General features: G+C 43.8%; 12 protein-coding genes. 5 read left to right on the top strand and 7 right to left on the bottom strand.

Annotated features, from left to right (window positions below):
- Positions 1-475: 475 nt before the first annotated feature.
- The 3 genes from ACFFGT_RS20155 to ACFFGT_RS20145 all read right to left on the bottom strand — a co-directional run bounded on the left by ACFFGT_RS20155 (position 476) and on the right by ACFFGT_RS20145 (position 4,173).
- Positions 476-1,429: an acetyl-CoA carboxylase carboxyltransferase subunit alpha gene (locus ACFFGT_RS20155; RefSeq protein ID WP_377024313.1), complete on the bottom strand. Its 954-nt coding sequence runs from the start codon at positions 1,427-1,429 to the stop codon at positions 476-478.
- A 47-nt stretch (positions 1,430-1,476) separates the two neighbouring features.
- Positions 1,477-1,977, bottom strand: a complete 501-nt coding sequence (locus tag ACFFGT_RS20150) for a hypothetical protein (RefSeq protein ID WP_377024312.1) — start codon at positions 1,975-1,977, stop codon at positions 1,477-1,479.
- 441 nt (positions 1,978-2,418) lie between these two features.
- Positions 2,419-4,173 (bottom strand): discoidin domain-containing protein, encoded by a 1,755-nt coding sequence (locus tag ACFFGT_RS20145; protein WP_377024311.1) that lies wholly within the window; start codon positions 4,171-4,173, stop codon positions 2,419-2,421.
- A 184-nt stretch (positions 4,174-4,357) separates the two neighbouring features.
- Here ACFFGT_RS20145 and ACFFGT_RS20140 point away from each other — a divergent pair, with 184 nt between their 5' ends.
- A complete protein-coding gene (locus ACFFGT_RS20140) occupies positions 4,358-6,442 on the top strand; it encodes a beta-galactosidase (protein ID WP_377024310.1) in 2,085 nt (694 codons plus the stop codon).
- Here the strand turns inward: ACFFGT_RS20140 and ACFFGT_RS20135 are convergent, their stop codons facing one another.
- Complete coding sequence (locus ACFFGT_RS20135; protein WP_377024309.1) at positions 6,443-6,811, bottom strand: hypothetical protein; 369 nt, start codon at positions 6,809-6,811, stop codon at positions 6,443-6,445.
- Between the two features lie 417 nt (positions 6,812-7,228).
- On the opposite strand from ACFFGT_RS20135, the gene ACFFGT_RS20130 reads away from it, so the two are divergent.
- The 4 genes from ACFFGT_RS20130 to ACFFGT_RS20115 all read left to right on the top strand — a co-directional run bounded on the left by ACFFGT_RS20130 (position 7,229) and on the right by ACFFGT_RS20115 (position 9,804).
- Positions 7,229-7,795, top strand: coding sequence for a pentapeptide repeat-containing protein (locus ACFFGT_RS20130; protein ID WP_377024308.1), 567 nt, complete (start codon positions 7,229-7,231; stop codon positions 7,793-7,795).
- Positions 7,796-7,838: 43 nt separating this feature from the next.
- Complete coding sequence (locus ACFFGT_RS20125; protein WP_377024307.1) at positions 7,839-8,636, top strand: M23 family metallopeptidase; 798 nt, start codon at positions 7,839-7,841, stop codon at positions 8,634-8,636.
- Complete coding sequence (locus ACFFGT_RS20120; protein WP_377024306.1) at positions 8,633-9,391, top strand: DUF4846 domain-containing protein; 759 nt, start codon at positions 8,633-8,635, stop codon at positions 9,389-9,391. The genes ACFFGT_RS20125 and ACFFGT_RS20120 overlap by 4 nt, the downstream gene beginning before the upstream one ends.
- 236 nt (positions 9,392-9,627) lie before the next feature.
- Positions 9,628-9,804, top strand: coding sequence for a hypothetical protein (locus ACFFGT_RS20115; protein WP_377024305.1), 177 nt, complete (start codon positions 9,628-9,630; stop codon positions 9,802-9,804).
- A gap of 50 nt (positions 9,805-9,854) precedes the next feature.
- Here the strand turns inward: ACFFGT_RS20115 and ACFFGT_RS20110 are convergent, their stop codons facing one another.
- The 3 genes from ACFFGT_RS20110 to ACFFGT_RS20100 all read right to left on the bottom strand — a co-directional run bounded on the left by ACFFGT_RS20110 (position 9,855) and on the right by ACFFGT_RS20100 (position 11,914).
- A complete protein-coding gene (locus tag ACFFGT_RS20110; RefSeq protein WP_377024304.1) occupies positions 9,855-10,454 on the bottom strand; it encodes a hypothetical protein in 600 nt (199 codons plus the stop codon).
- Between the two features lie 72 nt (positions 10,455-10,526).
- Positions 10,527-11,546 carry an aldo/keto reductase gene (locus tag ACFFGT_RS20105; RefSeq protein ID WP_377024303.1) on the bottom strand — a complete coding sequence of 340 codons (1,020 nt, stop codon included), beginning with the start codon at positions 11,544-11,546 and terminating at the stop codon, positions 10,527-10,529.
- 71 nt (positions 11,547-11,617) lie between these two features.
- Positions 11,618-11,914, bottom strand: a complete 297-nt coding sequence (locus ACFFGT_RS20100) for a GIY-YIG nuclease family protein (RefSeq protein WP_377024302.1) — start codon at positions 11,912-11,914, stop codon at positions 11,618-11,620.
- Between the last annotated feature and the right edge of the window lie 300 nt (positions 11,915-12,214).

Here is a 12,214-nt window from a genome sequence, read left to right as displayed (position 1 = left end):
AAGGCCTCATCAGGGTATTAATGGTAAAAAACCTATTGAAATGGCATCCGTAAACAACAAATAAAATACCTGATTCTGTTACCGAATTACTAAACCTGTACAATTGCGAGCGCAGCGTGGCAATCGCATACTATACAGGGCGGCTATGCCTCCGTGCGATTGCTTCGTACCTTATAATGACGTAATTGTAAGTTATTGATTATTAAGTGTATTTTTCGATCGATTTATAAAATATGGGCGTTGCCTGCGGCTCGTGCTATCCGCTCATACTGCACAGGCATTAGCCACAAGGCCGGTATCCGCTACTATCACTAACGCGGCCCCGCGCACCATCGTTAAAACATATTTTATACGTCATCACGGTTTTTTTCAGGATTTCCCTGATGGTTACTCGCAATGACATATTTTTTAGGTTATCGCACCAAAACAAAAAGAGCCGCCCTAAGGCAGCTCTCTATATCAAAGCAGATAAATTTTATTCATTAACCACGCCCATTGAGCAAAACTTATCGATCCGCTCGGCAACAAGCTCATCGATATTACGCTCTTTAAGGGTTTTAAGGTCTTTTAGTAATTGTTTTTTCAGGATGCCGGCCATAGCAACAGGGTCCTGATGGGCACCGCCGATAGGTTCTTTAATTACACCGTCGATCAGTTTGTTTTTCAGCATTTCTGTCGAGGTCAATTTCAGTACTTCGGCAGCACGTTCTTTATTTTCCCAGGTTTTCCAGAGGATGGTTGAACAGTTTTCGGGAGAGATCACCGAATACCAGGAGTTATCCAGCATCAGCACCCTATCGCCAATGCCAATGCCCAATGCGCCACCCGATGCACCTTCGCCAATAATAACGCAGATCACGGGTACTTTTAATACCGACATTTCGAGCAGGTTACGGGCAATGGCTTCGCCCTGACCGCGTTCTTCGGCTTCTAAACCTGGGAATGCTCCGGGGGTATCAATTAGTGTAACAACAGGCTTGTTGAATTTTTCGGCCATTTTCATGAGCCTTAAGGCTTTGCGGTAACCTTCGGGATTAGCCATACCGAAATTACGGTACTGGCGCTCCTTAGTGTTACGGCCTTTCTGGTGACCGATAAACATTACTGTTTGGCCATTCAGGGTACCGAAACCGCCGATAATTGCTTTGTCATCGCCAACAGTACGGTCGCCATGAAGCTCGATAAAATCATCGCACATCAGCTCGATGTACTGCAGGGTATACGGCCTTTCGGGGTGACGGGAGATCTGTACTTTTTGCCAGCCTGTAAGGTTGGAATATATATCTTTTTTGGTTTCCTCCAGCTTGCCTTCCAGTTCGGCTATGGTTGCAGACATGTCGAGTTTATTCTTGTCTTCAACCTGCTTCACCTTTTCAATTTGCTGCTGTAACTCAGCCAGTGGTTTTTCAAAATCAAACGTAATCTTCATACACTTTATTTGGAGGCGCTAAATTAAGCAAATCAAACGGGATATTTTCAATTATGAGCAGCGAGTGTTTCCAACTTGGTAATTTGCTGCGGGGCCAGCAGGTTTCCGGTGCTTAAGCAAGCCTGCAAAATGGCATTCCTGAGCTCGCCATAATACAAACCCGAGCGTGTGGCGTAAAAAATAATGCTGCCATTATCGGTACCTTTTTTTATCAGCTTATCCAACGTGGTTTCGTTGGTAACGATGAAATTACCCATCTCCACCCTTTTACGATGCAGTTCGGCTGCAAGGGTGGTGATTTTTGTAAGCTGAACCGGGCTCAGGCTTAGCTCCTTTTTAAACTTCAGCACAGCATCCGGCATAGGATAGTGGTTAAGCCTTGCTACCTGGTCAATATCATCAAACAAATACTCGCCGCTGATTAATTGGGTAAACTGTTTATCGCTCAGTGTTTTTATGGGCGATTTTTTCAGGGTGCTATCGGCCTGGGCTTTAACGGCCTGGTGTAGAAAGATGGTTATGATGAGGGGGAGGATGGTTTTTAGCATGTGGACAAGTTAACTTTTACTTTTTAAACATGTTTTATTTCTTTATGAGATTGAAGTAAACATCTACATCGCGTGGGGCAGATAACAGACTTTGTTCTGTGAACTCACATCGTCCCGCTCATTCGCCGCGGGTTGGCTTTGTTCTTTTTCTTGACAAAAAGAACCAAAAGTCAAGTCAGCAGATAGGCTTCTTTGCCGCACAGGCCTTTACCCTGCAAACCGGACAGAACCACGGGCTGCAATTATTTTGCCCTGCTTCACTCGCTCATGCCCAGACTTCTGCAAAAACTTGCTATGCCCTTTCCTGCGCTCAGGGCCACCATTGTTCTGCCCGCTTTCGCCCGAAGCTTACCTGCTGACGGGAACATTCTTTATCTATCGTATCACTTGCGCCTTAGCGTCTTTGCGCAAAACAATTTAAACTAATCAATATAGGTTTTATTATTCCACCTTTACAACTTTTGTCCTCGCCGAAATTCCGTTTTCATTAAACGCCTCTATCTGAAAATAGTATGGCAGGCTTTTATCCATCCCATTAAAATAGTATTCGTTTTTGCCGTAAACCATCATGCTGTTGTACAATTTATCGGGCGCTATGCCAAAGTAAACGGTATAACCTGTGGCATTATCATTCGGTTTCCACTTAAGCCAGGCATTGCGGCGCTCGCTGTCGCCACGTAGTACAATGAGGTTTTGAACGGTATCGGGCTTTGCTCCTGCTCCCTTGCCAAATACCCTTAAGCCCGATAGTGCGAACTTGCCCGTTGGCATATGCAGGTTTACCATTTTTAGGTAGCGTGCTTTTGCCGGGGTTTTTAGTTCAATATAATCGTGTGGTACATCTTTACGGTTTGTGCTTTTGTCGATAAGAGGCTTCCAGGTTTTGCCGTTGAGGGAGGAGTAGATGATATACTGATGATAAACACCTGATGATTTACCCATAAACTCTGCATCCTGATCAGCGTAGTTTATTTGGATGGCGTTTATAGTGCTGATTTCGCCGAGATCGGTTTTAAGCCACTCGCCTTTGTTGGCTGTTTTGGCGCTCCAGTAGGTTTTGATATCCTCATCCACCGCATTGTTGGCGGCGTACGCGCCAAGGGTTGATGAAACCTCGACAGGCTTATTATAATTGAGGATCATCCAGCCGGTAAAATTACTTTTCAAATGATCTTCCGGACTGTTGGATAAATAGTGCGGATAATCGCCATAGGCGGTGTTGCTGTACAGTACGCCATCCTTATCAAACCCGGCAGGCCAGAAACCAATGCGGCGCTCAAAATTATTTTTTACCGAGATGCCCATGGTGCTGATGTGCCAGTAATTGCCATACTTATCGGCCCAGGTAGCGCCATGTCCTGCGCCTTTGGCAAAGCCGCCAGGTTTGTATGAGAAAGGGTTATGCTTTTGATAGGTGAACGGCCCAAGCGGATGATCGCCCACAAAAACACCGTCGCCATAACCGCTTTGCTCGGTACCCGGTGCGCCAAATTGCAGGTAGTATTTCCCTTTATACTTGTTCATCCACGAGCCCTCAATAAAGGGCAGCAGGAATACGTTATCGTTATGTTCGCCAAAACGCTCCCAGCCGTGCTCTTCGGGGTTAAGCCTTACCATTTCCTTTTTGGGGCCGATGGGTTCGAAGGTGTGCCTGTTAATCTCCTGTCCGTACAGCGGCAGTGTATTGCTGGAGCCGTGGTAGATGTAAACCCTGCCGTCATCGTCGGCAAACATGCCGGGGTCCCAGGCGCCTACCTTAAAATAATCTTTGGCGGCTTTCCAATCATCGTGTGTAGGGTTGGTGCTCATCCACAGGGTAAAATCTTTATTATAGGTCGAACCGATCACCAGCAGGGTATCGCCCAAAACCAATGTAGCGGGAGCACAAAGCTCATCGCCCTGCACCTGGTTGTACGGACGGACAAATTTGCGGTATACGAAATTCCAGTTCAGCATATCATCGCTCCACCAGTAACCAAACTGATTAGTGGAGAACAGGTAGCATTTACCCTTAAACAGGGTCATAGTTGGGTCGGCAGTGGCGCGATGTTTACCCCAGCTTGCAAAGGTTTCAAACGGGGTATAACCATAATCAAGGTTGAGCGGGTTACAATAGGTAAGGCGTTTTTGTTGTGCATGGGCACTCATGGCGCAGCAAAACACCAGGATGAGCAGGTTACGGGCTATTGTTTTCATAAAGATATTAACAGGCTATAATTGTATTACAAAAGGCTGCTAATATCAGTTTTTAAACAGCAATAAAAATGTTGTGTACTACTACATCTGTTTCACATCATAAAATATTTTATTATTGTGTGTTAAAAATACAATTAATTCGTACTTTCATCAGCACAAGCCAGTTATCCTAAATATCTCTGTTATGAACAAGAAATACCTGCTGCTCTTCATCGTGCAATTGCTTTTTGCTGCATCTGCTTTTGCGCAATATCCTAAAATGGATAAGCTGCTTTACGGGGTAGCTTATTATGATGAATACATGCCTTATGAAAGGCTGGATAAAGATGTACAAATGATGAAAGCCTGCGGCATCAACGTAGTGCGCATTGCCGAATCAACCTGGAGCACAGAAGAACCACAGGATGGTGTTTTCGATTTTACGCATATCGACAGGGTATTAAATGCCATGCAAAAAGCGGGGATCCACGTTATCATAGGTACGCCAACTTATGCAGTACCCACCTGGATGGTTAAAAAGCATCCGGAAATATTAGCCATTACCCCATCGGGCCAAAACCAATACGGGCCAAGGCAGAATATGGATATCACCAACAAGGATTATCGTTTCTATGCCGAACGTGTTATCCGAAAGATCATGGAGCACGTGAAGGATAACAAGGCCGTGATCGGTTACCAGGTTGATAACGAAACCAAATCATACGGTACAGCCGGACCAAATGTACAGGCCTTATTTGTGAACTACATGAAGGCCAAATATAAAACGCTCGATAACATTAACCATATTTTCGGGCTCGATTACTGGAGTAACCGCATCAATAACTGGGACGATTTTCCGTCGATGGTCAACACCATTAACGGTAGTCTTTCGTCGGAGTTTGCCAAATTTCAACGGCAGCTGGTTACCGATTATTTAGCCTGGCAGGCAGCCATAGTACGCGAATACAAACGGCCCGACCAGTTCATCACCCAAAATTTCGACCTGGAATGGCATGGCTATTCGTTCGGCATTCAGCCGGATGTTGATCACTTTGCAGCAGCTAAAGCTTTGGACATTGCCGGGATAGATATTTATCACCCCAGCCAGGATAAGCTTACAGGTGTGGAAATTTCTTTTGGCGGCGATGTAGCCCGCTCCATGAAAGGCGGCAAAAACTACCTCACTATCGAAACCGAAGCACAGGGATTTCCACAATGGGTACCCTATCCGGGGCAGCTAAGGTTACAGGCTTTTAGTCATTTGGCATCCGGGGCCAATATGGTGAGTTACTGGCCCTGGCACTCTATCCATAACTCGGCCGAAACTTACTGGAAAGGTTTGTTAAGCCATGATTTTGAGCCCAACCCGGTTTATGACGAAGCCAAAACCATAGGGAAAGATTTCGACAGGTTAAGCAGTAAGCTTATCAACCTGAAAAAGAAAAACGATGTGGCTATCCTGTTCAGCAACGAAGCCCTTACCGGTTTTAAAGCCTTCGGCTTTGGCTGGGGCACGCGCACTGGCTATAATGATGTATTGCGCCAGTACTATGATGGCCTGTACCACATGAATATAGGCTGCGATTTTGTAGACCCAACAAGCAAAAATATTGAAGATTATAAACTGTTAATAGTCCCCCTGTTGTATGCAGCTCCTGATAGTTTGCTTAAACGCCTTAATGCTTATGTTAAAAATGGCGGCCATATTATTTATACCTGCAAAAGCGGTTTCGCCGATGAAAATGTAAAGGTACGCACCACGCACCAACCGGGAATTATTGATGAAGCCTGCGGAATTTACTACAGCCAGTTCACCGAACCAAGCAACGCGTCATTAAAGGCCGATGACTGGAACCTGAAACCCGAAGATAAAAGGCTGAACACCTGGATGGAACTTATCACCCCTACCACGGCCAAAGTATTGGCCTACTATGATCATCCCGTTTGGGGAAAGTATGCAGCTATTACCGAAAATACTTACGGCAAGGGCCTGGCAACCTATATTGGCTGTTTAACTACCAGTGCCGTTACTGATAAATTATTAACCGATGCTGTAAAGAAGGTTGGTCTTTGGGGTGCCGACCAGCAGATTGCATGGCCTGTTATCACCAAGCAGGGTATAAACCAGGGTGGTAAAACAGTGCATTATTATTTTAATTATTCGGCCAATGAAACCAATCTGACCTATCCTTACAGCAACGGAAAAGAATTATTATCTGGCCAAAACATCAGCAAAAACAGTGATTTAAAACTGGAGCCATGGGGTGTTAAGATCATTGAGGCAAATTGATCATGAATTAACCTTCCTGGTTTTTCGGAGAACGATCAACGCGACAAGGCCGATAAGGCTAAATACGCCCAAAATCCAGTAACCGCTTACCTGCGATGGGTTTACGGCTTTTTGGTCAGTGGTTTGTTTTACGCCTGCGTCGCCGCTGGGTACGCTTGCTTTGTCGCTGTCCTGCAAAGTACCAGTTCCGGTGCCTGATACCGTTGCCGCGCCGGGTGCCCCCTGGCTAACTCCGGTTCCGGCGCCCGAGCCATTGGCTTTTGCGGTTGTTGTTGATGTATCTTTTGATGATTGTGCAAACAAAGGTGCAGCCGAGCCCAATGTTAATCCCAGTAACATCATGGCCAGTTTTATCTTTAATGCTTTCATAGGGTATAGTTTTGATGCAGGTTAGTTAAAACAATAGCTGTGCCAGTGATGCAAATAAATATTTATATTTATAAAACCTCAACCCGGTTTACAAATGAGCAACGAAATTAGCAGCATACAGCATTCCCGGATCTCCGCGCAAAACGCCCGGCTTTTCAAGCTTTATAGTGCACTAAGCGGATTATTGTTTATTTACAATCATTTTCACACAAGGGTACCTTTATTTAAAAAACTGTTTGATCCGGTTGGCTCTGGCATCATGTGCTGTTTTCTACTCGGGCTTTGTTTTTACTACTGGCTTCACATAATAACCGACCGCGCAGGAGTAAAAATTTTCAATCGTGTTTTTTATGCATACATGTTGGCTACATTAATAGTGTTTACTTATTTGGTGTTTTTTTGATATAGATTTGCCCTATGCAACCCCTATACCACGAAGACCAAACTTTTACCAAAATAACTGCCAGCCAACTCAGCGGCAGCACCTACGAAAACTGTAAATTCATCAACTGTGATTTTTCCAATGCCTTGTTTGCTGGCATTACCTTTGTGGATTGCCAGTTTGATACCTGTAATCTGCTCCTTGCCGATTTAGGCAATACCGGGCTGCAGAACATCCGCTTTAAGCATTGTAAAATAAGCGGTGTAAACTTTGGTAAAGCCAATGATTTTTTGTTTGAGGTACATTTTGAAGACTGTATTTTGGACAATGCCGTATTTTATAAAAAGAAGAACAAAAAAGCTGCCTACACCGATTGCTCGATGATTGAAACCGACCTGACCGAGGCCGACCTGAGCGATTGTAAATTCATCAACTGTAATCTCAAAAATGCTTTCTTCAACCGTACCATCCTCAAAAATGCCGACCTGAGCTCATCTTATAATTTCATTATCGACCCGGATGATAACAACATCAAAAAAGCAAAATTCTCGCTTCATGGCTTGCCGGGATTACTTGCTAAATATGATATCCGGATAGGATAATATTTTGGCGACTTATTAGTTAATGTTATTGATTATAAACCTTATGCAAAAAACTTTAAAGCTCTTCTTTTTAATGTTGCTTTTTGCCACAACCACAAAAGCACAGGATACCCCATACGGCACAAAAATGGACACGATAGATGCTTATCGCCATTTTAATGATTTAAATACCGCGGTTTTAAATGGTAAAGTAAAGAAAGAAGAGGTGCAAAAAGTTATTAAGCAACTAAGCCATCACATAACACAATGGATGATGTTGCGTAACCAGATGGATGTTTCCGACAACTGGATTTTCCCGCTAAAAAACTATAACTATCGGGCTATAGGCGGTAATGGGGATGGATATTCAGATAAGGGGTATCGTTATCTCGACGGCAATAAACACGGTGCTCATCCCGCCCATGATATTTTCATAAACGATAAAAACCAGGACTGCATTGATGATCGCACTCATAAACCGGTTGATGTGCTTGCCGTTGATTATGGTATTGTGATAGCATGCAGCAATACCTGGGATGCTGCAAGTAACTTACGCGGCGGTAAATACATATGGATCTATCATTATCTGACATTCCATAACGTGAACAAAAAAAATAATTTTGATAAAACCAACTTCACAGAAAATGTAATTAGTTACTATGCTCATAACAGCAAAATATTTGTTGAAGTTGGGCAGCAAGTTAAACCGGGTCAAAAAATAGCCGAGGTTGGTCGAACAGGTTATAATGCGTACAAAAAACGCTCGCCTACACACCTGCATTTTTCGGCATTTAAACTGGTGGATGATATACCTGTACCTTATAATCCTTATGAACAGCTAAAAAAAGCCAAAACATTATGAAGATCCTGATCGCCTGCCTGCTGCTCCTTTTAAGTACAAATATTACTCCTCCGGATAATGTGGTCAAAAGGTTTGCGGTGCCGGCAGGGTATCATCGTATAGCAGCTTCTCCGGGCAGTTTTGGAGCATGGTTACAGACTTTACCGTTAAAACCGGCGGGTACGCCAACCAAAACCTATAAAGGCGATATTGCCCGTACGGATGTTTATACCGCTGCGGTTATTGACATGAGCGTAGGTAACCAGGACCTGCAGCAATGTGCCGATGCAGTGATGCGCTTACGCGGTGAATACCTCTATCAGCAAAAAAAATACAGCGAAATTTCTTTCAACTTTACCAGTGGTTTTAAATGCGATTATGAGCACTATGCCAAAGGCTATCGGTACAAAAACGATCATTGGATATTAAAAGCTAAACCCGATTATTCGTACCCGACTTTTTTACGTTATATGGATCTGGTGTTCAGCTATGCTGGTACGCTATCGCTTCAAAAAGAATTAAAAACGGTAACCAATCCCAATGATGTTAAACCGGGTGATGTATTTATCCATGGCGGTTCGCCGGGACATTGTTTTATCGTACTTGATGTAGCGGAAAATGCTGCCCATCAAAAGCAGTTTTTATTGGCCCAGAGTTTTATGCCGGCACAAAATATCCAGGTACTACAATACGGCTCACCATGGTTTGCCATGGACAAGCACAGCGGGATCCTGTATGGCGAGCTGATTAGTAAAAATTACCTGGAGCGGTTTTAGTTAGATAGATGATTTTGCCAAAAATCTAAAAAAGATCGTCACTGCGAGGTAGGAGATTAACATCCCATCAGGGTCTCTCGCAGAGGGCCCTGATGTATACGCTACGCTGATTCGCTGTTTTGAATATCCTGGTAGATGTTTAGAGCGCGGTGAGCCTCAGGGGCCTCCGCGAGAAACCCTGAGGGAACATGAAATCACAAATGTTCAAACGGGCATGAGTTTACGGAGTAACTTTAATGAAAAGAATATTTGGCATTATTTTAATTATAGTCTCTACCATTTGGGGATTCTTATTTCTTGCGCTTGCAAGTGACAGTTTTATTAATGGAGTTGCTTTATTATTAAACCTTGTGGGATGTTGCTTTGGGGTGTTTTTTGGAATACGCATGATCGTTAAGAAAAATGAAGCTTAGCTCATGGTATACACCACGCTGATGCGCCCAAAAACAATTTATACCGGTTTTTATTGCTTGTCACCCGGTTCTAAAATGGCGTTATCTATAACCATTATAAAATGAGGGAGCATACTCCCAGCAACCGTTATTGATTTTAATCGCCCGCCTATCCTAAATAGTTTACCCGCATAGCCTTTAAGCTCATCCATTGTAATGGGTTTGGCGGGCACTATGCTTTCAAAAGTGAACAGATCCGTACCTCTTCTATTCGTTCCGGATATTGACAGGGTGTCGGTTTTGTTATCAGAGCTTACAATATAATTGAGTCCAAATTTTAATGAAACTGTACGCGATGGCAAAAAAATGGTATGACCGGTAAAACCGGTAACATTTTTTAATGCCTCGGCCTTGGTCACTTTGCCCATATACATTAAACCAGCTTCAGAAGTAATATACATATACCTCACTATAGCCGGGGCATCATCATCCTGTTGGTTGGCTGGAATTTTCAGTAAAAGTACTTCGGATAATTTGGCGGATTCCTGCCAGTTTTCCTCGTTTAAAAATCCTATTAATTTTTGAAATTGCTCATCCGATATGAGTTCCTGACCGCGTACCACGGCACAAGAAGCGAATACAAAAAACAATAGGATTATGATCTTTTTCATAAAGTTTAGGCGGGATCTTTCTTGTTGTTCCCGCCTAAATTTACATCAAAAAATATATAAATAAAATGAAGGCTACCTTTTTTCAACCTTATCATAAAACCCGCCAAAGCTGTTCATTTTCACGGCATCCTCATTGAAAAAATCACCAGGAAAACCTAATTCAATTGCACTCACCTCGTTCAGCTTTTTAAAATGTTCGGGAGTTAATTTTGTATCGATTGCTTTAAGATTATCGTTTAGCTGATCAATTTTGGTAGCGCCTACAATGGGGATGCAGCTAAAATCCCTGTCCATCATCCATTGCAGGGCAACATGACTTTCGGATACGCCTAATTCCGTTGCTATGTCAACAACTGCTTCGATAATAGTTTGGGCCCTGTTGTTACGGCGGTTGCTTTCAGCTTTTACACGTCCCTGCTCACCGCGCAGGTATTTACCGGTTAGTGCACCACCAGCCAGCGGGGCCCAAGGAGTAACCGTCATGCCGTAATGTTTTGCCATCGGGATCAGTTCGCGCTCGGCTGTGCGGGCCAGCAGGCTGTACTCCACCTGTAAAGCAATGAACTGGCTCCATCCCATCAGTTCGGCAAGGGTATTTCCTTTTGATACTACCCAGGCAGGTGTATCACTGATGGCGGCATAGGTTACCTTGCCTTGTTTTATCAGGTCGTCCAAGCCGCGCAGCACCTCATCAATGGGGGTAATGTTGTCCCAGATGTGCAGGTACAACACATCAATAAAATCGGTTTTGAGGCGTTTAAGGCTTTCCTCCACACTTCGCATCATGTTTTTGCGGTTATTACCCGATGCATTGGGGTTGGTAGTATTATCTTTTAACGTGTACTTGGTAGCCAGCACAAAATAATCACGGTCATGATTGCCCAGGTACTCGCCGATGATCTTTTCGCTGGTGCCCAGTTTGTACACGTTGGCTGTATCAATGAAGTTGCCGCCGGCATTGGCAAAAGCATCCATAATGGCAAAGCTGGCATCCTTTTCGGCACCCCAGCCACCTTCGGTACCAAAGCCCATTGCACCCAGGCATAGTTCAGATACTTTAAGGCCCGACCGGCCTAATAATTTGTAGTTCATATGGTGATGTTTATGATAGTGTTTTTTAAAATATGTCATTGTGAGCGTAGCAATCTCGTAGCCAATGCAGATCACCCATACCAGTCAGCGCTTAAATCTCCCCACGATGGATTCGCTGTCACTATTAAATCAATCTTCTTCTGTCTTGACCCTGCCTTTAATTGCTTTTCCCTGGCGATTGCATCGTCAATCCATTGGAACTCTTCAAAGTAAACCAGCTTATCACAAAGGTACTTTGCCGTATAACCTTTGTATACCTTTTCTTTGTGCTCTAATATCCTGTTATGTAAATCACTCGATACACCTACATATAATGTCGTATTGGATTTATTTGTCAATATATAGACAAAGTATTGGTGTATTTTCATCGATGCTGGTTATTACACGAATCTAAAAGATTGCTTAAGGCTTTGCAATTAATGTTTAAATTATATACTACACACCATTAAAATCCATGTCATTGCGAGGAGCAGCGCAGGCAAAAAGTATCCGGGCGACGCGGCAATCTCGTCGCTATACCCGTGAGACATGCAAAGCCGCTGAGCAGAGCTACGAGATTGCCGCGCTACCGCTCGCAATGACACAAAGGAAGGGGCTATCAAACCCAACCTCTAAAATCCATGTCATTGCGAGGAGCAGCACAGGCAAAGAGCATCCGGGGCGACGTG

Source organism: Mucilaginibacter angelicae, assembly GCF_042434235.1.
In the GTDB taxonomy this organism is placed as follows: domain Bacteria; phylum Bacteroidota; class Bacteroidia; order Sphingobacteriales; family Sphingobacteriaceae; genus Mucilaginibacter; species Mucilaginibacter angelicae.
Note: the sequence above shows the minus strand (reverse complement) of the source record. Positions and strands in the feature narration are given on the sequence as shown.